This window comes from Synechococcus sp. R5-13 (assembly GCF_047462015.1).
GTDB lineage: Bacteria > Cyanobacteriota > Cyanobacteriia > Thermostichales > Thermostichaceae > Thermostichus.
Map to the genome: position 1 here is coordinate 1 of NZ_JANSIL010000015.1, position 23,847 is coordinate 23,847.

The 23,847-nt window shown below is 58.5% G+C and carries 27 protein-coding genes and 2 pseudogenes; 13 read left to right on the forward strand and 16 right to left on the reverse strand.

What is annotated here, in order from left to right; genetic code table 11:
* Positions 1 to 218 precede the first annotated feature (218 nt).
* Genes NW840_RS01115 through NW840_RS01145 form a run of 7 tightly spaced genes read right to left on the reverse strand, consistent with a single transcriptional unit; the run spans position 219 to position 4,191 of the window.
* Positions 219 to 899 (reverse strand): Na(+)/H(+) antiporter subunit B, encoded by a 681-nt coding sequence (locus NW840_RS01115; protein ID WP_414341857.1) that lies wholly within the window; start codon positions 897 to 899, stop codon positions 219 to 221.
* Positions 896 to 1,417 carry a DUF4040 domain-containing protein gene (locus NW840_RS01120; RefSeq protein WP_414341858.1) on the reverse strand — a complete coding sequence of 174 codons (522 nt, stop codon included), beginning with the start codon at positions 1,415 to 1,417 and terminating at the stop codon, positions 896 to 898. Before NW840_RS01120 ends, NW840_RS01115 begins: the two co-directional genes overlap by 4 nt.
* Before the next feature lie 9 nt (positions 1,418 to 1,426).
* Complete coding sequence (locus tag NW840_RS01125; RefSeq protein ID WP_011431879.1) at positions 1,427 to 1,708, reverse strand: monovalent cation/H(+) antiporter subunit G; 282 nt, start codon at positions 1,706 to 1,708, stop codon at positions 1,427 to 1,429.
* Positions 1,709 to 1,727: 19 nt separating this feature from the next.
* Positions 1,728 to 1,979, reverse strand: a complete 252-nt coding sequence (locus tag NW840_RS01130; protein WP_011431878.1) for a hypothetical protein — start codon at positions 1,977 to 1,979, stop codon at positions 1,728 to 1,730.
* The gene (locus tag NW840_RS01135) at positions 1,976 to 2,380 is read right to left on the reverse strand and encodes a Na+/H+ antiporter subunit E (RefSeq protein WP_041436089.1); all 405 of its coding nucleotides are present in this window, start codon (positions 2,378 to 2,380) and stop codon (positions 1,976 to 1,978) included. The genes NW840_RS01130 and NW840_RS01135 overlap by 4 nt, the downstream gene beginning before the upstream one ends.
* Complete coding sequence (locus NW840_RS01140; protein ID WP_414341859.1) at positions 2,364 to 3,836, reverse strand: cation:proton antiporter; 1,473 nt, start codon at positions 3,834 to 3,836, stop codon at positions 2,364 to 2,366. The genes NW840_RS01135 and NW840_RS01140 overlap by 17 nt, the downstream gene beginning before the upstream one ends.
* Positions 3,829 to 4,191, reverse strand: coding sequence for a cation:proton antiporter subunit C (locus tag NW840_RS01145; RefSeq protein WP_414341900.1), 363 nt, complete (start codon positions 4,189 to 4,191; stop codon positions 3,829 to 3,831). The genes NW840_RS01140 and NW840_RS01145 overlap by 8 nt, the downstream gene beginning before the upstream one ends.
* A 374-nt stretch (positions 4,192 to 4,565) precedes the next feature.
* On the opposite strand from NW840_RS01145, the gene glp reads away from it, so the two are divergent.
* Positions 4,566 to 5,783, forward strand: coding sequence for a gephyrin-like molybdotransferase Glp (gene glp, locus NW840_RS01150; RefSeq protein ID WP_414341902.1), 1,218 nt, complete (start codon positions 4,566 to 4,568; stop codon positions 5,781 to 5,783).
* 68 nt (positions 5,784 to 5,851) lie between these two features.
* Here the strand turns inward: glp and NW840_RS01155 are convergent.
* From NW840_RS01155 to NW840_RS01165, 3 genes and pseudogenes are all read right to left on the reverse strand, one after another.
* Positions 5,852 to 6,756 (reverse strand): annotated as a pseudogene (locus NW840_RS01155) (IS630 transposase-related protein).
* A 166-nt stretch (positions 6,757 to 6,922) separates the two neighbouring features.
* Positions 6,923 to 8,386 carry a cryptochrome/photolyase family protein gene (locus tag NW840_RS01160; RefSeq protein WP_414328962.1) on the reverse strand — a complete coding sequence of 488 codons (1,464 nt, stop codon included), beginning with the start codon at positions 8,384 to 8,386 and terminating at the stop codon, positions 6,923 to 6,925.
* Positions 8,387 to 8,508: 122 nt separating this feature from the next.
* Positions 8,509 to 8,724 carry a hypothetical protein gene (locus tag NW840_RS01165; protein ID WP_414341860.1) on the reverse strand — a complete coding sequence of 72 codons (216 nt, stop codon included), beginning with the start codon at positions 8,722 to 8,724 and terminating at the stop codon, positions 8,509 to 8,511.
* A 191-nt stretch (positions 8,725 to 8,915) separates the two neighbouring features.
* On the opposite strand from NW840_RS01165, the gene rbfA reads away from it, so the two are divergent.
* From rbfA to NW840_RS01190, 5 genes and pseudogenes are all read left to right on the forward strand, one after another.
* The gene (gene rbfA / locus NW840_RS01170; RefSeq protein ID WP_414328963.1) at positions 8,916 to 9,350 is read left to right on the forward strand and encodes a 30S ribosome-binding factor RbfA; all 435 of its coding nucleotides are present in this window, start codon (positions 8,916 to 8,918) and stop codon (positions 9,348 to 9,350) included.
* Between the two features lie 351 nt (positions 9,351 to 9,701).
* A complete protein-coding gene (locus NW840_RS01175) occupies positions 9,702 to 10,235 on the forward strand; it encodes a hypothetical protein (protein WP_414341861.1) in 534 nt (177 codons plus the stop codon).
* A gap of 41 nt (positions 10,236 to 10,276) precedes the next feature.
* Positions 10,277 to 11,101, forward strand: a complete 825-nt coding sequence (locus NW840_RS01180; protein WP_414341863.1) for a pseudouridine synthase — start codon at positions 10,277 to 10,279, stop codon at positions 11,099 to 11,101.
* Positions 11,102 to 11,169: 68 nt separating this feature from the next.
* A pseudogene (locus NW840_RS01185) lies at positions 11,170 to 11,379 on the forward strand (helix-turn-helix domain-containing protein); the annotation flags it as partial.
* Positions 11,377 to 12,039 (forward strand): DUF4115 domain-containing protein, encoded by a 663-nt coding sequence (locus tag NW840_RS01190; protein ID WP_414341903.1) that lies wholly within the window; start codon positions 11,377 to 11,379, stop codon positions 12,037 to 12,039. The pseudogene NW840_RS01185 and the gene NW840_RS01190, both read left to right, overlap by 3 nt.
* A 16-nt stretch (positions 12,040 to 12,055) precedes the next feature.
* On the opposite strand, the gene NW840_RS01195 is transcribed toward NW840_RS01190, so the two are convergent.
* The 5 genes from NW840_RS01195 to NW840_RS01215 form a co-directional block, all read right to left on the reverse strand.
* A complete protein-coding gene (locus NW840_RS01195; protein WP_414341865.1) occupies positions 12,056 to 12,757 on the reverse strand; it encodes a phosphoribosylanthranilate isomerase in 702 nt (233 codons plus the stop codon).
* 62 nt (positions 12,758 to 12,819) lie between these two features.
* Positions 12,820 to 13,890, reverse strand: a complete 1,071-nt coding sequence (locus NW840_RS01200) for an LOG family protein (RefSeq protein ID WP_414341868.1) — start codon at positions 13,888 to 13,890, stop codon at positions 12,820 to 12,822.
* A gap of 114 nt (positions 13,891 to 14,004) precedes the next feature.
* Complete coding sequence (gene trxA, locus NW840_RS01205; RefSeq protein ID WP_011431863.1) at positions 14,005 to 14,346, reverse strand: thioredoxin; 342 nt, start codon at positions 14,344 to 14,346, stop codon at positions 14,005 to 14,007.
* Between the two features lie 397 nt (positions 14,347 to 14,743).
* Positions 14,744 to 15,469 carry an NUDIX hydrolase gene (locus NW840_RS01210; RefSeq protein WP_414329504.1) on the reverse strand — a complete coding sequence of 242 codons (726 nt, stop codon included), beginning with the start codon at positions 15,467 to 15,469 and terminating at the stop codon, positions 14,744 to 14,746.
* Between the two features lie 179 nt (positions 15,470 to 15,648).
* A complete protein-coding gene (locus tag NW840_RS01215) occupies positions 15,649 to 16,872 on the reverse strand; it encodes an ABC transporter ATP-binding protein (RefSeq protein ID WP_414341870.1) in 1,224 nt (407 codons plus the stop codon).
* 242 nt (positions 16,873 to 17,114) lie between these two features.
* On the opposite strand from NW840_RS01215, the gene NW840_RS01220 reads away from it, so the two are divergent.
* The 4 genes from NW840_RS01220 (at position 17,115) to apcD (ending at position 20,950) form a co-directional block, all read left to right on the forward strand.
* The gene (locus NW840_RS01220) at positions 17,115 to 17,846 is read left to right on the forward strand and encodes an SDR family oxidoreductase (RefSeq protein ID WP_414341872.1); all 732 of its coding nucleotides are present in this window, start codon (positions 17,115 to 17,117) and stop codon (positions 17,844 to 17,846) included.
* A 131-nt stretch (positions 17,847 to 17,977) separates the two neighbouring features.
* Positions 17,978 to 18,667, forward strand: a complete 690-nt coding sequence (gene folE, locus NW840_RS01225) for a GTP cyclohydrolase I FolE (RefSeq protein WP_414341874.1) — start codon at positions 17,978 to 17,980, stop codon at positions 18,665 to 18,667.
* Positions 18,668 to 18,938: 271 nt separating this feature from the next.
* Positions 18,939 to 20,273: a type IV pilus twitching motility protein PilT gene (locus NW840_RS01230; protein WP_414341906.1), complete on the forward strand. Its 1,335-nt coding sequence runs from the start codon at positions 18,939 to 18,941 to the stop codon at positions 20,271 to 20,273.
* A gap of 191 nt (positions 20,274 to 20,464) precedes the next feature.
* The gene (gene apcD / locus NW840_RS01235; RefSeq protein WP_011431857.1) at positions 20,465 to 20,950 is read left to right on the forward strand and encodes an allophycocyanin subunit alpha-B; all 486 of its coding nucleotides are present in this window, start codon (positions 20,465 to 20,467) and stop codon (positions 20,948 to 20,950) included.
* Between the two features lie 4 nt (positions 20,951 to 20,954).
* On the opposite strand, the gene NW840_RS01240 is transcribed toward apcD, so the two are convergent.
* Complete coding sequence (locus NW840_RS01240; protein ID WP_414341875.1) at positions 20,955 to 21,638, reverse strand: HEAT repeat domain-containing protein; 684 nt, start codon at positions 21,636 to 21,638, stop codon at positions 20,955 to 20,957.
* Between the two features lie 92 nt (positions 21,639 to 21,730).
* Here NW840_RS01240 and rpsO point away from each other — a divergent pair, with 92 nt between their 5' ends.
* From rpsO to larC, 3 genes are all read left to right on the forward strand, one after another.
* Entirely contained in the window at positions 21,731 to 22,006 is a 276-nt protein-coding gene (gene rpsO / locus NW840_RS01245) for a 30S ribosomal protein S15 (RefSeq protein ID WP_414341877.1), read from the forward strand.
* A 36-nt stretch (positions 22,007 to 22,042) separates the two neighbouring features.
* Positions 22,043 to 22,480 carry a PAM68 family protein gene (locus NW840_RS01250; protein WP_414341879.1) on the forward strand — a complete coding sequence of 146 codons (438 nt, stop codon included), beginning with the start codon at positions 22,043 to 22,045 and terminating at the stop codon, positions 22,478 to 22,480.
* A gap of 96 nt (positions 22,481 to 22,576) precedes the next feature.
* Positions 22,577 to 23,770, forward strand: coding sequence for a nickel pincer cofactor biosynthesis protein LarC (larC, locus tag NW840_RS01255; protein WP_414341882.1), 1,194 nt, complete (start codon positions 22,577 to 22,579; stop codon positions 23,768 to 23,770).
* The last annotated feature ends 77 nt before the right edge of the window (positions 23,771 to 23,847 follow it).

Here is a 23,847-nt window from a genome sequence, read left to right on the forward strand (position 1 = left end):
CGCCTGAAATTCCGAAACTTAGCTGTCCTCTGGGTCAGCTAGGGATTGGGATAAAGCCCGCACCCTGCGCGTAGCGCGGGTGTCGGGTAGTTTACTCTCAAAATGCGATTGACAAACAACTGGCTGCTACAGCCTTGGTTTACGGACTTACCCTGGTTACTCGCAATGTCCGTGATTTTGCCGGGACAGGGGTACCTCTCATTAACCCATTTAGACCCTCATAACAAGCCGCGGTAGCGAATAAAGATCAAAACTGCCGCCCAGGATCCCAGCGCCACCTTGATGGCTACCAAAATGTTAAGAATCGGGATCCAGCCGCCGCTAAACAGAGCTCCCAACTCCCCTCTGGGCAATTCCCAGCCGGCCAGAGCCATCACAGCCACCCCGATAAACGCCACCACCGACAGCTTCTCCCACATCGCAGCCCGCCACCGTTTGTAGATGGCCTCCATCCAGGCGGAAGAGGCGGTGATCGCCACCAAGCCAATGGCCGTCCCCCCCGCCACCCCGGCAGCAAAGCCTCCGCCCGGCGTCAGGTGCCCTCGAATGGCCAGCTCCACCGCAATCAAAGCCGAAATGGTGGCCCCCACTCGCGCCAACACAATCGAGGGAATATCGGTAAATTGAGCTACATTGGCTGTCGGCTGCTCATCCGCCAGCAGATATTGGGCGCCCAAAATCGCCGTAGAAAACACCACCACTTCAAAGAGTGTATCGTAAAGACGGTTGCGCAGAATGAGACCCGTCACCGCGTTGGGCACACCGCTTTCGCTGGCCAGAATCTCCACCGCCTCGACTAAGGCCACGCCCGCTGTGGGATTGGGGGACACGGATCCCACCTCGCCCACAATGAGCTGTAGGGCTGCCAGCAGCACCGCTATCCCGTACACCCACTTCATGTCGCCATCACCTCAGCGGCCAGAGCTTGCTGCGCCAAAATGGCCTGCAGGCGGGGTACGCGTGTAACCAGGCGATACTCTGCTGCTTCTCCGGCGGGCTCAAGGGCAATGGTGTGTACCTCTCGGCTGCGAAGAGCAGCCACCAACGCCTCCGAACTCCCATAGGCGGCCAACTCCAAGCGCATGTGGTACCGCTGTAGCCCTTGGCGCATCTGCTGTAACAACTGCCGTGCTGCTGAGGTACTGGCCTCCAGCACAGGGCTGCCTTCAAGAACGCCCAGGCGCATACTCAGCGAAGAGCGCACCGCAATGGCGTAGAGGGTAATAGAAAGCATGGTGCCCACCAGCGCCTCGGTCAGAGCCACATCCGCCGCCCCAAACAGCGCATAGATCAGGACGGCAATCGTCCCCAGGATCCCTCGCATTACCAAGGCGTGGTAGGGATTGGTCTGAGTCACCACCAAGCTTGCCGTCAGGGGCAGGAGTAACGCCATCACCAGCAACAGGGTCTCTTCCATCCTGCCCTCCTATAGGGACTTGCGCTGCGAGCAAAACGCCAGCACATAGCCCAGAATGGTATTCCAAATAGCCAGGGAAATCAGCGCCAACACCAATAGGGGCCATTCCCTTGGGATCCGCAACAGCAGCCCCAGCATGATGCTCATAGAGCCCAGGGTGTCCGACACCGAAAGGCCGTGCAGCTTGAACAAAATCGAGCGATCCCCAAGGAGCGGCGCCGTTCCCCACAGCCAAAACAGCACACCAATCCCAAACAACAGATAGCTCAGACCTTCCACCCAGACTTCCATACTTACCCCCAGGGCGTTTCTAGAGCATTTCCAGCCGCTTCAGTACATGGGCCAAGAGCATTAAGGCCGCATTGCCCACCGACAAAATCAAAACCCCCACAATCCCGATCATCCAGTCATCCCGCACCACCGACACCACCAAAATCAGGATGGCCGTCTTTGTGGCCAAGCTGGCAAAGGCGAGCATCGTCTGCCAAATATCTTCCTTCAGCCAAGCGGCGTACAGGGGCAAGCACAGCGTTAGGGTCAGCAGAAACAGCAGTAAGTTCACACGTCCTCCCGCGGCTTGAGCACATGGACTTCATAAGTGCCTTGGGCATTGCAATTGAGCACGATGGTTTTGGGCGTGAAGGTAATTAAAAAGATATCCAGAAACACCAGCCCTGCTGAACGGTTGGGCAGGGTTTGTTTGTATACAACTTCCTCAACAGTGTGGGGCTTGAGGATCATCTCGAAGGCTTCCCAGTAGGCTCTTGGGATGGCGAGAAGAATTTCCTGGAGCACTCGCCCCCAATCCCGCCATTGCACCGGTGCGGAAGCCTGGCGCGGCAGCAGCAACGTTGCCGCCACCCCGATGGCCACATTGTCCCAGCTCAGATTGCCCGTCAGCAGAAACCAAATCAAGAGGCGCAGGCCGATCTCCAATAGACCCAACTCAGGGTAGCGTCCCATAGTTCCCCACAGCTAACAGAGCCCAAACCAGCACCAACACTATGCTCAAGCCGCCCACCACTGCTTCCAGCCCTTCGTTCACCGACCCTCCCTTCAAAGGGATCCGCTCCCAAAACCAGCCCAGCGGGATCCCAACGCCCAAACTGAGGAGCGCCTTGAGAAGATTGTCAGCGCCATAGGCCGCCGGTAGCCAGCCCCAGAGCAAGCCCCCACCCCAAAGCACCAGTGCCACTTTATCTTGCCAAGGAGTTGCAGAGGTGGTTGCCCCCTTCATTGGAGAAACAGGTGCCCGCAGCACTCGCACGCCTAAACAAGTGGTGCCGACGGTAACCCCCACCAACAGCCACTCGTGCCAGGGATCCAGAGCAGACAAGCTGAGGGCCTTGGCCGCATACCCCAAACTGCCGGGTACCCCTGCCAGGGAAGCCGTCCCCAAGAGCAGCATCGGCCAACGCCAGGGATGGGTCACGCTTGTTCCAACAAACAGCAAGGGCTTTGCCAACCCATGGGCAAGACCGTACAAACCTGCCCATTGAGGGGCAGCAATCACAAATCCCATCTGCGATACCGAGCTCCAGGCGAGAAGGTGCTGGGGCGTGCTCCCCATCAAGGCCAGTAGGATCCCGAAAACGGCTGAACCAGCGCTCAAGTAGGGCAACCCCTGGGCCAAGACCGGCGAAGCCTCGCTGCAGCGCACCAAAGCCATGGCTCCTGCTTTGGTCGTAAAACCGCTGAGCACCGCCGCGATAACGGGATCCGCGGTAACGTAGGTGAGGGGCAGCCACAGGCCGGCAACGAAGATCGCCCCCTTGGCCAAAAGACCCACAGCAATCAGCGCCAAGGCCGTGGGGTCGGCCATAACCAAACTGCTCATCGCCAGGGATCCCGTGCGCACATAGACCAGGATTGCGCCCATCAGGTAGAAGAGCATGGCCACATTGCTCATGAAAAGGTAGCGCAGCCCCACCCAGAGCTGGCGATCGCGGTGCGGAGCATTTTCTTCCACTGTGGGTTGGCCCTCAGCCCGCCGCCCGTAGGTCAGCAGCAAAAACACGCCGATGCTGAGCACCTCCAGGGAAACGTAGACGCTGATCAGGTCAGCACTGATGATGACGGCGTTGGCGCTACCGTGCACGATCAGTAGCTGCATGGCCAGAAAGCGGCTGCCCGCAAAGCGTCTATCCAAATACAGCGCCACCCCCAGCGTGACCAGGCCGTGAGCCAAGAGCATCGCTGCTACATTGGCATCGATCCGCAGCGTCACCCCGAAGTGATCCAAAAGCTGTAGCTCCAGGGGTGTGGCGGTTGTGCCGGGCAAGCCCCCCTGCTGCACCGCATAGGCCACCGTCAGCGCGGCCATCCCCACCAGGCTGGGACGGGTCAGGGCCGGCATCAAGTAGGTTGTGAAGGCCAGCAGAAAGGGCAATGCCACCCACACCAGCGTCAGCTCAGTCATCGGTAAAAGTGCTCTGCGCCCCTGACGCGACTGCCTGTTCGATGCTCTCGACTTCGAGGGTGGGATGATTGCGGGACAGCTTCATCACCCCCACCAACATCAAGGCTTGTACCGACAGGCCGATGACGATGGCCGTGAGGATGATCCCCTGAGGCACCGGGTCGGCATAGTCCAGCTCGCGCCAGGGTTTGTAGATGGGGGTGAACACACCGCTCCGGGCTGCCCAGATCACGAAGAAGGCGATGACCCCGGTGCTCATGACATCCATAGACAGGATCTTCATAATGAGGTTGCGCTTAACCACGACTCCCCAGAAGCCAAGGAAGATCGTGAGGATGACGGCGGCATTTAACATAGACACCTCGCTTGCTGCACTCGAGCTATCCGGTGGCTCAGTCGTCCTAAGGCTACGCCCGCTACGCGACCAGTATCCAGCTTCCGCAGTCACAGCAGCCAGATAGCCTATGGCCGGTTGCAACGCCGCCGGGATCCCCATCTCCCCAGCAAGACCGGGATCCCGAATTCGAAAGAGCTGCAGCTCCCAATGGGCAACTTGCTGCGACTTCTTGCCAGCTCTGGGGCTTGGTGGGATCCTGGTCATACACCTCTCATGCCAAGGTCGGAATTGATGGCCGCTGTCCGCAGTTTAAGTTGTTTTTAATGGCCTTGGCGGAACCGACTTCTGGATGCTGAAGATAAGGTGTTGGAGAAGGGGGTTTAAAAGCCGTGATGCTGCCGGTGGCGGAAGCAGAAGCCCTGATTTTGCAGGCGGCTCAGCCGCTGGGCCCAGAGTGGGTGGAGCTGGGATCCGCCCAAGGCCGCGTTCTCAGCCAAACTGTGTATAGCCCCCAGGATTTTCCGGCCCATCCCACCTCCAGTATGGATGGCTATGCCGTGCGCCATGAAGATGTGCAAGCGGGGATCCCTTGTGAGCTGCAGGTGATTGAGACTCTCCCCGCCGGAAAGGCACCCACCCGAGAGCTCCAGCCTGGACAAGCGGTGCGTCTCTACACCGGCTCCCTCTTGCCCGGCGGTGCGGACACCGTGGTGATGCAGGAATACACGCAGCAACCTTCGCCAGGAACCGTTCGCCTCTTGCAGCGTCCGCAGCGGGGCCAATTTGTCCGGCCTCAGGGAGACTTTGCCCGCCAGGGGGATCCCCTCCTGCCGGCAGGGCAGGCTTTGGGCGGAGCGGAGCTAGCCGTTTTGGCCGCCATCCGACAGGCGATGGTGCCGGTGTTTCGTCAGCCCCGGGTGGCCCTGTTCTCGACAGGGGATGAGTTGGTGCCCATCCAGCAGGTGCCGGGGCCGGGGCAGGTCGTGGATTCCAACCAGTACGGCCTGGCGGCTCTGGTCAAGGCAGCGGGTGGGATCCCGATCCAGTTGGGCATCGTGCCGGATCGGCCCCAGGTGTTGCGGCAGGTCGTCCAGCAGGCCCTGGCCTCTGCCGATGGGGTGATCTCTTCCGGAGGGGTATCGGTGGGGGATTTTGACCTGGTGGAAAAGGTGCTGGAGGAGTTGGGAGGCGAGATTTTCATCCGCAGCGTGGCCATCAAGCCGGGCAAACCCCTGACGGTGGCTCGTTTTCCCAATCCCCACGGCCCCCCCAAGCTCTACTTTGGCCTGCCGGGCAACCCTGCCTCTGCCCTGGTGACCTTCTGGCGCTTTTTGCACCCGGCCCTGCGAAAAATGGGCGGATCCCTGCCCCCCTACTGGCAGATCCTCTCTGCCTTCAGCCCGGTGGATCTGCATGCCGACGGTCAGCGGGAACACTATCTCTGGGGACGGCTGCAGGTCAGGCCTGAGGGGATCCAATTTCAGCCCGCCGCCAACCTCAATTCCGGTAATCTCATCAGTCTGGCCGGCTGTAATGCCTTGGCTGTGCTGCCAGTAGGGACAACCCAGATCCCTGCTGGTTCGCCCGTTCAGGTGCTGCAACTGCCCTGAAGATCCCTAGCCCTCCTCTCGCTGCTGCTGGAATAGCCGCCATAGTCAATCCAAATAACAATGAGACGCTAGCCAGTACAACAGTTCCGTCTGCAACAGCGGACCGCAGGCCTTATCACTTCATCCACAGAAGTTCCTCTATCAGCATGCATCCTTGCCCTCTTGAGAGCACTAAAGTCACCCTCAATCTCATTCAAGTCTGGCGAGGGCCTCAGCAAAAAACCACCTCCTGCCCTGCCGCTTTCATCAAATCCTTTATCCTTCCCTTCCGTTCGCCGAGCAGGCCCTAGGCCTTTGAATCGGCCCATTGCCTAGAGTCAATACAGATGTCCTCTCCAAACTCGGCATTTAGTGTCCCTCAAGTTCTTCCGCATTCGAGCTACTTGAAAAAGCGTCGGGGCTATCAAACCCCCTCTCTCCTTCCTCCTACCGGCTACTCAGCTCTCTCTCTTCCCATAAACTTTCTCCCCTCTCTTTGGCCAAGCATAAAACAGGTGCGTATCTCCCCAAACCCTGTCTCGTCATTCTCTCATCATTCGCGTCAGCGGTGCAGAGCCCATTGTAAGCTAAACTCTCACTTCCATACTTCTGAACCAACTCCCTCAAGACCCTAGAGTCGTTGATTCTCTCTTGGATTCTCTCTTGCCAATCCCGCTCTCGGTGCCTTAACTCTTTTTTTTCGCGTTGTTTTCATCTTCCTAAGAGCATAGTAAATAGCGCTGGGATGGACGCCAAACCTCTGGGCTCTATCCTTCAGTCGAGCTTCTGGGTACTGTTCTACGTCTTGCTGCAGAGCGACCAAGTCTATCTTTCGCTTCCGAGTCTTGACTTTTGTCGGCCTCAGGTCTTCTCGGTTCAGCCAGCGATAAACCGTTGCACGACTGACTTTGTACATCTGTGCAGCTGCAGTGGGGCTGCCCCCTTCCTGGACATACCCTACGACTCTCTCTCTCAGGTCTAAGCTATAGGTCATGAAGCTTCCTCCTGAGGTCTACCCCCACGTCATCTTGCCTTTAACACCGTCTCATTGTCAACTGAATTGACTACAACTACACAGACCTGCTTTGTGGTCATTTCAAATGGCACCTGTCTTGCCTTTTGTCTGCCGTCGTCGAGAGAGGGGGCAGCGGCACAGAGGACTAGGAAGGAGGGGGGAGACCGTCTCGAACAGACCTAGAGTAGGCCTGCTGCACCGCCTGGTAGCGCCGTTTGAACGCCTGCTGCTGCACCTTGTGATCCACAATGGGATCCGGATAGCCACAACTTCGCCGTTCCCGCAAAGCCCAGGCTCCCTTGGGGTCATCTCCCACCCACAGCAGAGCCGGCGTATCCAGCCGTGCCAGCTCCGGCAGATAGCGGCGGATGTACTCTCCTTCCGGGTCATAGCGGGCTGCTTGCGTGGCCGGGTTGAAGATGCGCAGGGGCTTGGGATCCGTGCCCACACTGGCGCTCCACTGCCAACCGCCGTTATTGGCCGCCAGATCCCCATCCACCAGCTTTTGCATAAAGTAGCGTTCCCCCCAGCGCCAATCGATAAGCAGATCCTTGGTCAGGAAGCTGGCCACAATCATGCGGCAGCGGTTGTGCATCCAGCCGGTTTCGTTCAGTTGGCGCATGGCCGCATCCACGATGGGGTAGCCCGTCTGACCGGTGCACCAGGCCTGAAACCAGTCCTGCCGATTGTCCCACTCCAGGGCGTCGAAGGCTCGTCGATAGGCTCCGGTTTCCACGTGGGGCCAGTGGGCCAAGACATGCTTGTAAAACTCTCGCCAGCACAGCTCCTGCCGCCAAGTTTGCAAGCTGCTTTCGGCCTCTTGGCTGCGCACCTCGGCTTCCACCTCCCGCGTGGCTTGCCACACCTGGCGAATGCCGATCGTTCCCCAGCACAAGTGGGGGCTCAGTAGAGAAGTGCCCGGCTCAGCCGGGAAGTTGCGGGCTCGCTCGTAGTCCAAAATGCGCAAACCCTGACAAAAGTCTTCCAAAAGGGCTTGAGCCGCTGCTTCCCCCGCTGCTGGGATCCGCTGGTCGCAGACAAAGCCCAAATCTGCCAAAGTCGGTAGAGGCTGCGCTTTTAGTCCCGATACCGGCTGCAGACCCTCGGGGGTTGGGTAGGGATCCCGCTTGGGCAAGCTCGCCCACCTGCGCCAGAAGGGAGTGAAGACCGAATAGGGCTCCCCCGCCTGGGTCAACACTTCCCCCGGCCCGTGCAGCAGCATATCTTGGTAGGAGAAGGACTGGATCCCGGCTGCGGCCAAACTGGCCTGCACTCGACTCTCTTGCTGTAGGGCGAACGGCTCCCCATCGGCATTCCAAAACACGGCCCTGGCTCCCAGGTCTGTGGCCAAGCACCGCAACTCCACCGAGGGATCCCCCAGCCGCCAGATCAGTGGGATCCCCATCTGGGCGTAGCGCTCTTGGAGCTCTTGCAGAGCCTGAAGCAAAAAGGCCACCCTAGCTGGGGCCATGTCCGACCGTCTCAGCATCTGCGGGTCGAAAATGAAGACAGGCACCACCTGAGAGCTGCGCTGGGCTGCCTCATGAAGAGCTGTGTTGTCCCCTAACCGCAGATCGCGACGATGCCAAAGCAAAACGGGGGAAGTCATAGGCTGCCAAGCAATGGGATCCCATCTTGGCCGGTTGCCACCGCCCCTTTCAACTCACTCCCCCCAAGGCTGGGAGCCGGGGCGGCCAGAAGCTACATTCTAAAGAACCTTGAAGAACCCTATCAAAGCTCTAGACTGTCGAACACCCGACTGGGACAATAGCGGCAGCGCTCATCCGGCTTTTGCTGGCCATCGCTGTATCCCATCGCGTAAGCTGTATCCCCCAACATCACCACCAGCTGAGTCAGCTTCAGGGAAAGCAACGGGTCAAGCGGCTCCGTCACATTCAGCATAAACTGCTCAATGGAGCGCCGCAGCGCCTCTGGCGTCTTGATCATCACGTCTCCATCCATCCATCGATGGCTTTAGGTATTCATACTCAAGGCAAGATGGACATGGACTCAGGATAAAGGTGGAAGGAAGAGATGCTCGTAGCATTGGCTACTGTTCTTGGGATCGAGCCGGCAAGGGCTGAGCTCCACACCAGCCAGAGCAGGCTTGCGGATGATGTTAGCCTAGGTATCCAAAAATGGCGACAGCGCGACGGGTGGCACGGGTAGCAGAGCTGATCAAACGAGAGGTCAGCCAAATCCTGCTCTCGGAGATCAAAGATGACCGGGTTGGGGCAGGGATGGTCAGCATTGTGGATGTCGAGGTTTCCAATGACCTGCAAAACGCCCGCATCTTCGTCAGCATTTATGGGGATGAGACAGCTCAACACCGAGCTATGGAAGGGCTAGCAGCGGCCACACCCTTTGTGCGGCGGGAAATCGGCCAGCGCCTCAGCCTGCGACGGGTGCCAACGGTGGTGTTTTTGCAGGATCGCTCTTTGGAGCGGGGATCCCGCGTTTTGGCTCTGCTTAACCAACTGAGACAGACCTCTGAGGCCCAGGAACCGGAGGGATCCCAAGCTGGGGTTGAGGACACCGCCGAGGGCGAAGAAAACGAATCGAGCGGCGAATAGTTGCACCATTTCGAGGGATCCGCGCTGGAGCTCAGCCTGCTTTGCACGAGAGAGCAAAGGATCTGCCTTGATGGCCACTAGATAGAGGGGCCTTTGCTTTGCAGCAGTGCGGACAACATGAAAGAAAGATTTTTTACCGTTCGTGTCGCGTAAGCGGGCCCTGAAGTTTTTGGATTTGTTAGGCTTAAGGGAGCTATACAGCCCTTCCCCCGATCGTCTATCCGTACAGGACTCCATGTCTGCGGCACGCTTGCGCAAACCAGAGCGCTCTGCTCCAATGGGCAGCGGCGTTGTTGTGGTCAACCTGCGAAAGGGCTGTAAGGTTGCTGTCCATGCCTTTCCTGCCTTTTCATGGATGTTCAAAGCCCACTGCAACCGGATCCCTCTCTAGGGGGTGCTACTCCACTCCAAGCTCTGCAGGCCCTAAACCAGAGTGTTGCCGAAGCTTTGGTTTCCTGCTTGAAAGGGCAACCCCAACAGGCCACTCAGCACCTTTTGCTGGCTCTGCCGCAGCTCATGGCGGCTCTGGGGGCCTTGAGGCAAAAATCTTCCCTTCGCGTGGGCGGGCCGGAGGCCTTGGCCGAGCCTGCAGGTTGCCCTTCAGAAGCCAAGCCCAAGCGCATCATGCACATCGAAGGCAATCGCGTGGAAGTGTGGGTGGATAACCAAATTCGCAGCAGTTGGAGCATTTGGTCGGTGGGAGATCTCAAGGAAGTCTGTCGGCTGGCAGAAGAGTTCGACTGTGGCCTCAGCTATTCTCTAGGAGGAAACTCAGAGTCTCAGTCGGAGATGCTGCTGTTGCCCTCCAATTCTGCTGGTGTGTCCGACCGACTCTCCAACCCCGTTCGCGCAAGCGGGCCAGACGCCTCAGGCTCCGCCGCCTAGTACCCTCAGCTTCGGTTGCTGCTTTTGCTGCTCAAATCCCCATGGCAGAACCCCAACGGCTACAGAAGCTCTTGGCTCAGCAGGGATTGGCCTCGCGTCGCCAGGTGGAAGCTTGGATCCTGGCCGGGCGCATTCGAGTGAACGGGAAGGTGGTCACTGAGCTGGGCTCCAAAGCCGATCCAGAGCGGGATCGCATCGAGGTGGATGGTCAGGTGATCCCTTTGACCAAGGATCTGGCGCGCCATGTTTTGCTCCTGCACAAGCCGGTGGGGGTTTTGTCAACCTGTGCAGATCCTTGGGGACGCAAGACGGTGTTGGATCTGCTCCCCCCACTCTGGAAACGGCAAACCCGCCTCTACCCGGTGGGCCGGCTGGATGCGGACAGCAGTGGCGCTTTGCTGCTCACCAATGATGGCGACTTGACCTTGAAGCTGACCCATCCGCGCTATCATCTGCCCAAAACCTACCGGGTACAGGTACAAGGGCATCCGAGTCAGGCCACTCTGCAACATTGGCGAGACGGAGTAGACTTAGAGGGGTACACCACTCTGCCGGCGGAGGTGGAGTTTTGTCCTGCCCCGGATTTCCGGCAAAGGGAGCATCCCAATTGCTCCTGGCTGAGGGTGGTGTTGTTTGAGGGACGCAACCGGCAAATTCGGCGGGTGGCGGAGCGTCTTGGGCATCCGGTGCTCAGCTTACATCGGGAAGCCATTGGCCCACTGGGCTTGGGCAACCTGAAAGCAGGCCAGTTCCGCCAGTTGGATCCCCATGAGCTCCAAGCTTTGCTGGCCCCTCTCACCGGGCACAGCAGCTCATCCTCGCTCGGGAAGCGCCCTCTAAGGCCTCCGGCCCGCTCACGCGATTAGCTCGTCAGAGCCTCTAACTGAGTGCAAACTCTCACAGTAGCCTCCTTTCTTCCGCAGGTGGCCAAATGATGCAAGAGCCAGCACACTCTTTAGAAGCCCTGGGATCCCTGTTGCGGCAAACACGGGAGGCACGGGGACTGACGTTGACAGAAGTAGCTAACGATACCTTCATTCGCTGCCAATATCTGCAGGCGCTGGAGGAAGCTGACTTGAGCCGGTTACCGGAGCCGGTGTATGTGCAAGGGTTTCTCAAGCGCTATGCCGACTATTTGGGGTTGGATGGCGAAACCCTCTCTCGGCGTGCCTCTCCGCTTTTATCGGCCAAAACCCCCCGCGCGCCAGCTCCTCTTGCTGTTGTCGGCCAGCAACCTGCCTTTGCCCTGCGTCCTCTCCACCTTTGGGCCGCTTATGTGGTGCTGATTGTGCTGACGGTGGGGGGATTGTCGGCTCTTTTGGAAGGCACAGGCAATCCCTTTGGGCGTTGGCTGGTGAGCCTGTCAACGGTCAGTCGGGAGGGATCCGGCCAGCAACCGCCTGCTGCCAACTCCCCGGATCCCACTCTGTCGGCAGCTCAGCCCACGGCCCGCCAACTGTTTCCCACCCTCGACCAATGGACGCGCATCCAAGGCGTCTTCCCCGAGGTCTTGGAAGCTCACTTGGGGGGGGCGGGGCGCAAGCCGGTGCGTCTGGATATTCGCGTTGTGGAGCGCCCTTCCTGGTTGCGGGTCATCGCCGATGGGCAAACGGTTTTTGAGGCCACCTTACAACCGGGGGCCGAGTTGAATTGGGAAGCGGAGCAGTCAATCGTGTTGCGTACCGGCAATGCGGGCGGTGTGTTGGTGACCTTTAACGACCGGGAGCTTGGAGTGATGGGCCGATTTGGGGAAGTGAAAGAGCTGATGTTCGAGCCGGGGTTGGATATTCAGTCGCTGCAGTAGGAACCCAGCCAAATGATCATCCCGTTGCGCTTGGCGTTATCGGCGGCAGAGTAGGAGCAATCTCCCACCCTTGGGAGCCAAGCTGCTGCAGCAGGTGCCGGACTTTGTCGATGTCTTTATCGCCTGGCCGACGTTCCACACCACTGGAGAGGTCGATGCCGCTTGGCTGCAGGTGGCTGAGCGCCTGCAGAACATTGTCCGGGTTCAGCCCACCGGCCAGTAGCCAAGGCAAGGGCAGAGCCCGCTCACGCGAAAGGCGAGCAAGTTCTGGCCAATTCAGGGTTCGCCCCGTTCCACCCGCCTGTTGGGGGTGATAGGCATCCAAAAGCAGCATCTCCACACAGTCTCGGTAGAGATTGGCCACTTCCAGATCTTGTGGCTGGCGGACGCGCAGGGCCTTGATGCGGCGGATCCCGGGAAGCCATTCCCCCAATTGCTGACAATCTTGCGGGGATTCTTGGCCATGCAACTGGACAGCCGTGAGGCCCACCGTTTCCACCCAGGCGGCGATGGCGCGGGGATCCTGATCCAGAAAGACCCCTACTTTTTCCACGTGGTCGGGCAGGGATCCCACCCAACGGGCCATTTCCGAGAGGGGCAAATAGCGGGGGGTATTGGGCACCGCGATGAACCCAAGGGCACTCACCCCCAGCGCGGCGATGGCCTCCGCCTGATCCTGACGGGTGATGCCGCAGATTTTGACAAACAACCGGCCCATTGGGAGCACCACCAAAACAATTGGCTGCTGGTTCTTGGATGGTTCTGAGAGCGCTGATACATCTACTTTTGTTCAGGGCGCATTTGCAGAGGATCCGGCTGTTCCGGGTGAAGCTTGTTGATCCGGCGCACCATTTGCCATAGCCGTCCAAAGTTGCGCTGGTTGAAGTGCATCACCAGCCGTGGCAGATGGGCAATATCTTCCTCGGCTTCCTCCGGCAAGGCCCCAGTTTGCTCGATCCGGCCCGAATCGAGAATATCGGCAAACTCTTCGTTTAAGATGTCTAGGGCTTCCGGTGAGAGTCTGGTGTTCAAGCGCAAAACCAGGAGCTCCCGCACGTAGCGATTGCTGTGAAAGACGCGATAAAAATCGACAATCTGCTGGCAGGCATCTTCCACGTCGTCGGTTAGGGTGTAGAGGAAGAGATCTTCTGGGCTGATCAAGCCGCGACCAAGCAGGTGCTCCCGCACGTATTCGTCCCATTCTTTCCAGTAGCAGCCACCTGTTCTGTCCACCAGCACCAAGGGCATGAGCTTGGTTTTGCCGGTTTGCATCAGGGTTAGGCATTCAAAGGCTTCATCCTGAGTGCCGAAACCGCCGGGAAAAAGCACCAGCGCGTCGGTTTCTTTAACAAAAAAGAGCTTGCGCGAAAAGAAATACTTGAAGTTGATGACCCGATCGCTGGCAGCAATAACGGGATTGGCCATTTGCTCGAAGGGAAGCTGGATATTGAGCCCAAAAGAGTTTTCCAGCCCTGCCCCTCGGTTGCCGGCTTCCATAATGCCGCCGCCGCCCCCCGTCATGACCATGAATCCCCGTTGACTGATGCAGTAGGCGAACAACTGGGCCTGGCGATATTCGGGACTTTCTGGCCCCAGTCGTGCCGACCCGAAAACGGTGATCTTGCGTTGGTGGGCATAGTTTTGGAAGGCGGCAAACCCCTGCTCCAGATCCTCAAGAGTAGCCGCCAAGATCTTGGCATCTAAACGGCTCAGCTCCAGGGATCCCATGCGCTGCAGCGACTGCACAATACGCAGCCAGGCCGTCCGGTTGGGATGATACTCCAACTGCTTTAGGCGGGTCTCAGCGTTGGAAAAAACTTCTTGCAGAAGGGAAGAAACGGAATCGGTCAAGCTGGGATCCTAAAGTTCTCTGGAATTACTTTAATCAGTTCTCGGCACAAAATGGCAGCTGGGTTCTAATCCAGAACCCAAAAGTTACATTCTGAAACACCCAAGGCATAGCCCTCAGGCTTCGGCAGGTGTGTCGAAGTGCTTTTCCAAAATCGTGGTTAGAGTTGCCTTGGGTACGGCGCCAACCACCACATCCACTTTCTGGCCGCCCTTGAACAACATCAGGGTGGGAATGCTGCGAATACCGTACTGGCTGGCAGTTTGAGGGTTCTCGTCGGTGTTGATTTTTACAACCTTAACTTTGCCGACATACTGCTCAGCTATCTCCTGAACCACAGGAGCCACCATCCGGCAGGGGCCACACCAAGGTGCCCAAAAATCAACCAGAACCGGAATATCGCTGCGCAGCACCTCTGCCTCAAAGGTAGCATCAGCGATATCTATTGCTGCAGACATGCTTGGAGAACTCCTGAAACAATACCTATCATGGTTTCTAATCTTAGCACAGCTCTCTGGCTGCTGCTGACCGAAAACTCGGCGTCGCAGGCCCCGGCATTCATGCCTGGGGATAAGTCACCGTCTCATGACAGGACGGGAGACTCGCTCCACCCGCTTATGGAAGGGTGCAGCGTTAAAGGTGAAGTAGAAGTATCTGGGGTGTTTTGGCATCTCAGTAGTTGAGGAGATGGCGTCCCCCACGAGGATATAGGCCCTCGTGTAGCCCATTGCAACGAAGCGCGAGGAGCGTGGAGCGATGGAAAAAATCCCCCGGCTTTAGCCGTGGGGAGAACGTTAACGATCTGGCTGGACTGGCCGGATTAGTATTGGTGAGCTGGGATCCCTTAGACGGCCTTCAGACAAATACCATTGGCTTATGACGGATTTTCTCGAAAGCAGCCGCATCAAAACGGTAGAGGGTTGCCGGTCTGCCTGTTCCTTGGGAACTTTTCTGGCCGGTATCTTGCAAGATACCCAGTTTCAGTAGGCGGGCGCGAAAATTGGAGTAGTCGGAGAACCCCTCGCCCAAAACGGTGCCGTAGAGCTGGTAGACCTCCCCTAGCGTGAAGGTGGCGGGCAAAATGTCAAAGGCAATCGGACTGTACTCCAACTTGGCGCAGAGGCGACGGCGGGCATAGCGGCAAATCTCTTCGTGGTCAAAGGCTAAAGAGGGAATTTGGTCGGCGGGATACCAGGCAATGCCCTCCACTCCGTCTGCCAGCAATTCAGCATCCTGGAACCGCACCAGGGCAAAGTAGCTGACCGACAGGTAGCGCACTCCATAGCCATCCTCGGCCTCGCGGGGATCCCGCTCCGGCCCCCCGAAGGTGTAGAGCTGCTCCAGATAGAGGTTTTTAACACGAATTTTCTCCGCCAAGATGCGGTAGGCCGCTGCTTCTAGGGATTCTGAGCGCCGCACCAGTGTTCCTGGCAGGGCCCAGCAACCGCGGAAGGGATCCTCCCGCCGCCGCACCAGCAGCACCAGGAGGCGATTCTGCTCAGTGTCGATGGAGAAAATGACCGCATCCACGCCCACCCGGAACTCCGCCAAGGCGATCCGGTTCTCCGATGGGCCTGCCACGATGCGGGATCCCTGCATAGCTTGGCACTGAATCCTCCACCAACAGCCTACCCAGTTTGTCCCTCCAGAGGGAGCTACCAGCCTGGACCACCGTCTTGCCAGTCTAAGCCCTATCTGGGGCGAAGGCTTTCGTGTCGCGGGGAAGATGGGTTGCTAAAGGTGTGCAAAAGAACCCCGACTCAGGCAACACTTTTACTTTTTGCGCGATTTGGCTCTTTTTCAGCCACGGAGGACCCCTCAGCGAGGGGGAACAGCCGACCTTGCCCAACAGCAATGTGAACCCGCGCGCCCACAGGCAGGGCTTCCCGGGCTAGGGCGTGCAATTCTTTGCCGGCTGCTGTGATCAGGCAATAGCGGTACTCTCGCCCCAAAAACTGTCGATCCCGAATGACAATGCCGCCCTGAGGATCAGGATGCAAATGCAACTCCTCCTGTCGAACCATCAACTCTGCGCAGCGCAAGCTGGGGTCGGGCTGATCCCTCAAAGCCTGGAATGGGATGTGCAGCAGCTCTTCAGCCTGCCAACCCAACTCCCGCCGCTCACAGCGCAGAAAGTTGGCCTGGGTAATAAACTCTGCCACAAAGCGGGTAGCCGGCTCCCGATAGACCTCCTCCGGGGATCCCCATTGCTCAATACGGCCTTCCCGCATCACCGCCACCCAGTCGGAGAGGCAGAGAGCCTCCTCTTGGTCGTGGGTGACAAAAATGGCCGAGGTCTGGGTTTGCTTGAGGATTTTGCGGATTTCTTCCCGCAGGTAGTAGCGCACCTGCACATCCAAATTGCTCAGCGGCTCATCCAACAGGATCAAGCTAGGCCTGGGGGCCAAAGCCCGCGCCAAAGCCACCCGCTGCTGCTGCCCGCCCGAAAGCTCGTGGGGATAACGATGGGTGTAGTCTTCCAGGCCCACCAACCGCAACACCTCGTAAGCGCGTTCCCGCGCCTGTTGGGCAGTGCCTCGCAACTCAGCTCGCAACTCAGTTGGGGAGGAGCGATTGCCACCCCCTGCCGCCGACGCAAACGGGGTAGTGGGTCGGAGGCCAAACATCACATTGGCCAACACGTTCAAGTGGGGAAACAGGGCAAAATCCTGAAACACCAGCCCCACTCCCCGTCGCTCCGGTGGGATCCACTGCCCCTCCCCAGCCACAACCTGCCCCCCCAGCAGGATCCGCCCGCTATCCGGCTGCTCAAATCCGGCAATGGTGCGCAATAAGGTGGTTTTCCCACAACCTGATGGGCCCACAATGCTGAGGATGTCTCCTTGGGGCAGGCGAAACTCGACTTCCCGCAAAACCAACTGCCGCTGGCCGGGAAACCCCTTGCTGATGCCCTCGAGCTGAAGGATGTAGGAGGGATCCTCGCGCACGGCAGTGGGACTTGGAGAAAACAAGAACTCAGCCATGACGGTTGTTGTTGCAAAAGATTTTCACTATTTTTACCACACTACCATGTCCCCGGATCCCGTCCAACCGGATCGAGATCCAACAGCCAGCAGCCAGATCTTGAGCAGGACAGAATAAGGTTTCTACGCCTCGCCCTGATTCCAAGCGAAGCAGCGGAAAATCAGTGTTAAACTTAGTTAACGAAGTTTCTCAGGCCTGGGCGGCGCTTGCTTGTGTGGCGCACGCCAGAGGCTTGTTGTAAATGAGTTTTGAGACAAAGTTTCCCGAACGTGCTCTGATTACAGGGGCCAGTCGAGGGATCGGCAGAGCGGTAGCCCTAGCCCTAGCCCGACAAGGGATAGCGGTGGCTCTGGTGGCCCGCTCCCAACCTGATCTGCTAGCGGTGCAGGCCCAAATCCAAGACCAGGGGGGTAAGGCAGCGGTTTTTCCCATGGACTTGGCCGACTTAGCAGCTCTGCCCCAGCAGTTGCAGGCTCTCCTGGATCGATTTGGCGTCTGCGATGTCTTGGTCAATAATGCGGGCATGGCCCACGTTGGCCCTTTGGCCACCTTACCTTTGTCGGATTGGCAGCGAGTGATCGACTTGAACTTGACGGCAGCTTTTCTGTGTGCCCAAGCCGTACTTCCCGGAATGCGCCGGCAGCGCTGCGGCACGATTGTCAACGTCATCTCGATTGCGGGCAAGCGAGCTTTTCCCAACTGGGGAGCTTACTGTGCCAGCAAGTTCGGCCTAATGGGCTTTTCTCAAGCTTTGGCCGAAGAGGAACGACAGCATGGCATTCGGGTCACCAGCCTGTGCCCTGGTGCCGTGGACACGTCCCTCTGGGATACGGGCACGGTAGGGGTCAACTTCGACCGTTCCAAAATGCTCTCGCCGGAATGGGTAGCCGATTTGATTACCTATATTGTTCGGTTGCCCACAGGTGCGGTGGTGGAAGATCTCACCTTCATGCCTGCGGTGGGAGCCTTTTAGACCTGGCTGGTTTGGGGTTGCCCGTGACTTGGGAGGGTTTTGGCTATCGCAGCCTTTGACTGGATGCCACCTGAGCTGAGTTGCATGCACCGAGTTCTCTTAGCCTTTCGTTAACCAAGGAATATCCTGCTATGACCCTTGCGAAACCCGGATCTGGCTCGCAATCTCGAATGGATGACAAAGCCCATTTCAAGTCTCGGGTGATTCGAGATCGAGCCACTTTTGCGGAAGAAGAATTGGGTAGCTCGGATGTCTCAGATCCGGCTATGGTGGCGGCGGTGGAGACGCTGCTGCGGGGGATCGGGGAGGATCCCCAACGGGAGGGGCTGCGAAAAACCCCGGAACGAGTGGTTGCGGCTTTGAAGTTTTTGACCAGTGGGTATCGGCAGTCTTTGGAGGAGCTACTGAACAGTGCCATCTTTGATGAGGGCCATGACGAGATGGTGCTGTTGCGGGATGTGTCTCTGTTTAGCCTGTGCGAGCACCATCTGCTGCCCTTTATCGGCAAAGCCCATGTGGCCTACATCCCCAGGCAAAAGGTGGTGGGCCTAAGCAAAATTGCCCGTATCGTCGAGATGTACTCCCGCCGCCTGCAGGTTCAGGAACGCCTGACACGGCAAATTGCTGAGGCCTTGATGGAGGTGCTGGATCCCTACGGGGTGGGGGTGGTTATCGAGGCTACCCACATGTGCATGGTGATGCGGGGGGTACAAAAGGCCGGCTCCTGGACGGTCACCAGCTCGATGGTGGGGGTGTTTCAGGAGGATCCCCGTACCCGTGAGGAGTTTTTGAGTCTTATTCGCCATCCGTCCAATTTTTAGGGAGCTTCCCGGAGCTTTGCCGGTGGTTGGGTTGAGTTAACCCTCTGCTCAGGCTGGGAATACTAGCCTAAGATCGACGCAAACCCTGCCAGAAGCGAGGCTTGTCATGAGCGAGGTCAGCCCCGAAAACCAGTTTCCCACCGATTTGGACTCCAATTGGCAGCCCCCGGCTCCGCCGGTCATGCAGCGTCCGTCTCGTCCGGCTGCTCCGGTGCCCCCGGTGGAGCCTCCAACGCAACTGGATCCGGTGCTCGGTTCAGCTTCCCAAGGGATGGGATCCCGGCCTGTCAACGCCAAAAGCCCCCCCAACCCCATTCTGGGTCGGCCCCTTCCTCCTGGTGTGGCTGTCGCTCCCCCTCAGGTACCGGTGCCTGTGCCGGGCTCTGCCGCTTCTCCTCAGATGCCCCCGCCCACCCCGGCTCCGGCTGCTGCTGCTCGGCCTCCAGTGCCGCCGCCCAGCCCCAATCCTGCTGCCCCGCCTTTTGCGCCACCAGCTCGCCCAACGGCTGCCGGTCGGATCCCGGTGGCTCCAGCTGCTCCTGCGGGCCTGACCCTGCGCCAACTGGTGCAGGAAGCCTATGACAAAGGCTACTCAGATATTCATTTGGGGGTAGGAGAAGTGCCCCGCTTTCGGGATCGGGGGCAAATGCTTTTGACCAACTACCCGGTCACCACCACCGAGATGTTCTATGGCTGGCTGCGGGAAAGCCTGCCGGAGAGCCAAATTCGCCAGTTTGAGGAATGTTTGGAACTGGATACTGCCATCCAGTACGAGGGTTTGGTGCGGTGTCGGGTCAACTGCTTTGTTTCCCTTCTTGGCCCGGCTATGGTGATGCGTCTGATCCCGTTGAAAATTTTGACGCTGGAGCAGTTGCGGGCGCCGGAAGTCTTGAAGCGCATTGCCGAAGAGCACAAAGGCTTGGTTTTGGTGACCGGCCCCACCGGATCCGGTAAGTCCACGACCTTGGCGGCGATGGTGGACTACATCAATTCCAACTTTCCCAAACACATCATTTCCATTGAGGATCCCATCGAGTTCGTCCACCAGAGCAAGAAATCGATGGTGCGGCAGCGGGAGGTCGGGATCCACACCCTGGAATTTGCCAATGCCCTGAAAGCCTCTCTGCGGGAAGATCCGGACATCATCCTGATTGGGGAGATGCGGGATCGAGAGACGGTGGATATTGCCCTGAAGGCCGGCCAGACGGGCCACTTGGTCTTTGGAACCCTGCACACCAACAGCGCCGTCCGCACCATCGAGCGTCTGCTGGGGATTTACAAGCCAGAGGAACAGGAGCCGATGCGTCTGCAGCTGGCAGAAACCCTGGTGGCGATCATCGCTCAAACCCTGGTGCGCACCACCGATGGCAAGCGAGCTGCGGCCCACGAGATCATGCGCAACACCGATGCCATTCGGGACTACATCAAGCGGGGGGCGGTGGATGAAATTGAGGAGCTGATCGCCGACGGCTCCTATGAGGGCATGTGTACCATGAATCAATCCCTGTTTAGGCTTTACCAAGAGGGGCGGATTACCGAAGAGGTGTGTCTGGAGGCTGCCCCACGCCGCAATGAGATGGCCCAATGGCTGCGAGGCCGGATCTAGGGCCAGTCTCGAGATGGAGTCACGCCAAAGTGCTTGAGGGAAGGTTTGCCCTATCCTAAACTGGGAGCAGCCGGCGGCGCTGGCTTGCCGAGCTACCTGCTCATCTCTTGGGCCGACCTTGGGCTGGGGGGATGGGTTGCGAATTGATGAACCGAATTGAAAGCAAGTTAGAAAACAGGAGAATCCCTACCGTGAGCGTGATCAACCAGATCATCGAGACCGCGGATGACCAGCTGCGTTACCTCTCAGTTAGCGAACTGGAAGCCATCAGGAATTACATGACCACCGGCGAGAGGCGCTTGCAAATCGCTCAGGTGTTAGCAGAAAACAAAAAGCGCATCATTGACCAGGCCCAGAAGCAGCTATTCGCCAAGCGGCCCGAGTACGTGCAACCCGGTGGCAATGCCTACGGTGACAAGCGCTACAACCAATGTTTGCGAGATTACGACTGGTATCTGCGTCTGGTGACCTATGGCATTATTGCCGGCAGCAAAGAGCCGATTGAGTCTATCGGCCTGATAGGGGTGCGGGAAATGTACAATGCCCTCAACGTACCCATCGCCGGCATGATCGATGCGATTGTCTTTTTGAAGGAAGCTGCCCTCAGCTTGTTGGAGCCGGCGGCAGCCGCTGAAGCCGCCCCTTACTTTGACTACATCATCAATGCCATGAGCTAGGGATCTACAGGGATCCCAAGGCAGCCCGGGCATGTACGGCCACCTGTTCTTGGGAATCCTGGGCCAGCCGGGTCAGTCCGGCGCGAGCGGCTTCTGTTCCCAACTTGGCCAGGGCAATGCAGACGCGGTAGCGCAGTTGCCAGTCGTCGGAATCAATGAGGGGATCCAGGTAGGGGATGGCCCGCGGATCCCCCAGATCGCCCAAGGCAGCGGCAGCGGCTGTGGTGATCAGCTCGCTCTTGTCCTGCAAAGCTTCCACCAGAGTGTCGAAGGCGGCAGGGTTACCCAGCTCTCCCAGGGCAGCGATGATGCTAAACCGTACCAGCCACTCCGTTTCTCGCCGATAAGCTTCCAGGAGATCGTCCAGCGCCTGTGGCTGCTTGAGATCCCCCAGGGCAGCGGCGGCAGCAGCCCGCACATCGAACTCCGGATCCTCTCGCAAAGAGCGCTGCAAAATGGGCAACAGTAGGTTCGGATCGACGCCAGACAGGGTGCCCATCTGGCTGATGGCAGCATAACGGACGCGGGCATTCTCGTCGTGAATCGCTCGCTGCAGCAATGTCAGGGCTTCTGGCCCAGGCAGTTCTCTGGCTTTGTTGACAGCGCGCAGCCGATTTCCCAAGTCTTGTGAGTTCAACAGCTCCAGCAAAGCGGGCAGTGCCGGAGGATCCCCAGAGGTTGTTGTCATATCCCATTCTCTCCATAACCCTCCTCGGCCATAGCGAGGGAGGAAAAGCCGATGTTATTATCTTGAAGCAGTGCATCCAGTCCCTTGATCTTATGGCCTTATTGCAACAAGAGAAGCAGCAGATCATTGAGAGCTATCGACTGCACGACACCGACACCGGTTCTGCCGAGGTTCAGGTGGCTCTGCTCACCAGTCGCATCAACCAGCTCTCTCAGCACCTTCAGAGAAACCCGAAGGATTTCAACTCCCGCCGCGGCCTGCTGATGATGATCGGTCGTCGCAAGCGTTTGCTCAACTACATCGCCAAGCATTCTCCTGACCGCTTCCGGGAGCTGACCGAACGGCTGAACATCCGGGTGAAAAAGTAGGCAGCCCATCCAAAACGCTATCGGAGATCTGTCTTCGTGGGCAAATCCAGCCGCCAGTCCAAAACCTTTCGCCGTCGCTCCCCCTCCGCCTCTGTTGAGGTGGAGAAGAAGCCGGCCAAGAAGGAGCCTGTTGCCGTGATTCCCCCTGAGGTCAGCCGGCGGATGGTGCGGCGGATTCTGGTGTTTTCTGGGATCCCTTCTGGGCTGGGCCTGAGCAGCTTTTTTGTGAATTACTATCTCTTGACCAACCATGTGGTCGCTCTGCCCCCTTACTTCACCTTGGCGGAGTCGCTAACTTTGTTTGGCCTTGGTTTTTTGGGCATCAGCTACGGTGTGTTCTCGGCTTCCTGGGATCCCGAGCCGGGATCCCTGCTGGGAATTGGAGAATTCCGGCGCAATTTGGGCAACGTCATCCAACAGTGGCGGGAATCTGCTGCCCGATCTTCTGAATCTTCTGACTCTAGGGAAGCCTAACTGCTCTCCCGTCGCCTTTTCCAGGCCGGTTGCTGCCTACAATCAAGAGGGATCCAAGTCCATTCTGGCGGCAGCGGCTACCCCCAGTTCTCCAGCATGAAAATAGCCTACTTCGACTGTGCGGCGGGCATTGCCGGCGATATGTGTCTAGGAGCCCTGCTGGATTGCGGGGTACCTTTGGAGTACCTCAACCGTCAGCTCCAGGCGTTGGGCATCGAGGGGGAATATAGCCTGCAGGTGAGCCGGGTGCAGCGGTGTGGGCAGCCTGCTCTGCAAGCTGTGGTGGAGGTGCTGGGATCCCAGAGTGGGGGATCCCTTGCTCGGCATTGGGCAGAGATTCAGGCTTTGATCGCGGGATCCCAGCTTTCCCCAGCCATTAAGGCCCGCAGCTTGGCGGTGTTTGAAAAGTTGGCGCAGGCGGAAGCAAAAGTCCATCAGATGCCTGTGGAAAAAGTGCACTTTCACGAAGTGGGGGCAGTGGATGCTTTGGTGGATATTGTCGGCACTTGCATTGGCCTGGATTGGCTGCAGGTGGAGCGGGTGTTGTCATCCCCCCATCCTATTGGGGGCGGCTGGGTGAGCACAGAGCATGGCAAATTGGCCGTGCCGGTGCCGGCGGTGATCGAGTTGTGGGAAATGGGCCGCGTGCCGGTGTTCAGCAACGGGGTGGAAGCCGAGCTGGTGACCCCCACAGGAGCAGCCTTGGCCGTGGCGTTGGCGGAAGAGTTTGGCCCCTGTCCGCCGATGCGGGTGGAAAAAGTGGGGCGTGGGGCCGGTGCCCAAGAGCTGCCCATTCCCAACGTGTTTCGTCTCTGGATTGGGGAAGCCAATGGGGGAGAGCTAACGGAAACGGTATCGGTGTTGCAAACCCAAATCGACGATCTCAACCCCCAAGTGATTGCCTACACCTGCGAGCAGTTGTTGGCCCTGGGGGCCTGGGACGTGTTTACCCAGCCGATCACCATGAAACAGGGGCGGCCGGGGACCCTGCTTACCGTCATCTGTCCGCCGGATCGGGTGCCGGAGTGTCAAGATCTCATCTTCCGGGAGACCACCACCCTGGGCATTCGCCACTTCCAACAGCAGCGCACCCTACTGGAGCGGGTTATCGAGCGGGTGGAAACCCCTTACGGCTTGGTCGACATCAAAGTGGCCCGCCACCATGGCCGCATCGTCAACGCTCAGCCGGAGTTTCGCGACTGTGTGGCCCGCGCCCAGGAGTTTCACGTGCCGGTTCAGACGGTGTGGCTGGCGGCCCAATCGGCTTGGCAAAACCGGTTGCAAGGTTGAAGAGACACCGAACCTGTTCCACCCCCAATGGAATTTGCTCCTATTGAACACAGATTGGCAGCCGTGGCCTGCTAGCC

Excerpts from the sequence above, each read along its gene's own strand:
- NW840_RS01115 (WP_414341857.1), bottom strand. The coding sequence starts at position 899 with ATGAAGTGGGTGTACGGGATAGCGGTGCTGCTGGCAGCCCTACAGCTC.
- NW840_RS01120 (WP_414341858.1), bottom strand. The coding sequence starts at position 1,417 with ATGGAAGAGACCCTGTTGCTGGTGATGGCGTTACTCCTGCCCCTGACG.
- NW840_RS01125 (WP_011431879.1), bottom strand. The coding sequence starts at position 1,708 with ATGGAAGTCTGGGTGGAAGGTCTGAGCTATCTGTTGTTTGGGATTGGT.
- NW840_RS01135 (WP_041436089.1), bottom strand. The coding sequence starts at position 2,380 with ATGGGACGCTACCCTGAGTTGGGTCTATTGGAGATCGGCCTGCGCCTC.
- NW840_RS01140 (WP_414341859.1), bottom strand. The coding sequence starts at position 3,836 with ATGACTGAGCTGACGCTGGTGTGGGTGGCATTGCCCTTTCTGCTGGCC.
- NW840_RS01145 (WP_414341900.1), bottom strand. The coding sequence starts at position 4,191 with ATGTTAAATGCCGCCGTCATCCTCACGATCTTCCTTGGCTTCTGGGGA.
- glp (WP_414341902.1), top strand. The coding sequence starts at position 4,566 with ATGCTGCCGGTGGCGGAAGCAGAAGCCCTGATTTTGCAGGCGGCTCAG.
- NW840_RS01160 (WP_414328962.1), bottom strand. The coding sequence starts at position 8,386 with ATGACTTCCCCCGTTTTGCTTTGGCATCGTCGCGATCTGCGGTTAGGG.
- NW840_RS01165 (WP_414341860.1), bottom strand. The coding sequence starts at position 8,724 with ATGATCAAGACGCCAGAGGCGCTGCGGCGCTCCATTGAGCAGTTTATG.
- rbfA (WP_414328963.1), top strand. The coding sequence starts at position 8,916 with ATGGCGACAGCGCGACGGGTGGCACGGGTAGCAGAGCTGATCAAACGA.
- NW840_RS01175 (WP_414341861.1), top strand. The coding sequence starts at position 9,702 with ATGGATGTTCAAAGCCCACTGCAACCGGATCCCTCTCTAGGGGGTGCT.
- NW840_RS01180 (WP_414341863.1), top strand. The coding sequence starts at position 10,277 with ATGGCAGAACCCCAACGGCTACAGAAGCTCTTGGCTCAGCAGGGATTG.
- NW840_RS01195 (WP_414341865.1), bottom strand. The coding sequence starts at position 12,757 with ATGGGCCGGTTGTTTGTCAAAATCTGCGGCATCACCCGTCAGGATCAG.
- trxA (WP_011431863.1), bottom strand. The coding sequence starts at position 14,346 with ATGTCTGCAGCAATAGATATCGCTGATGCTACCTTTGAGGCAGAGGTG.
- NW840_RS01215 (WP_414341870.1), bottom strand. The coding sequence starts at position 16,872 with ATGGCTGAGTTCTTGTTTTCTCCAAGTCCCACTGCCGTGCGCGAGGAT.
- NW840_RS01220 (WP_414341872.1), top strand. The coding sequence starts at position 17,115 with ATGAGTTTTGAGACAAAGTTTCCCGAACGTGCTCTGATTACAGGGGCC.
- folE (WP_414341874.1), top strand. The coding sequence starts at position 17,978 with ATGACCCTTGCGAAACCCGGATCTGGCTCGCAATCTCGAATGGATGAC.
- NW840_RS01230 (WP_414341906.1), top strand. The coding sequence starts at position 18,939 with ATGGGATCCCGGCCTGTCAACGCCAAAAGCCCCCCCAACCCCATTCTG.
- NW840_RS01240 (WP_414341875.1), bottom strand. The coding sequence starts at position 21,638 with ATGACAACAACCTCTGGGGATCCTCCGGCACTGCCCGCTTTGCTGGAG.
- rpsO (WP_414341877.1), top strand. The coding sequence starts at position 21,731 with ATGGCCTTATTGCAACAAGAGAAGCAGCAGATCATTGAGAGCTATCGA.
- larC (WP_414341882.1), top strand. The coding sequence starts at position 22,577 with ATGAAAATAGCCTACTTCGACTGTGCGGCGGGCATTGCCGGCGATATG.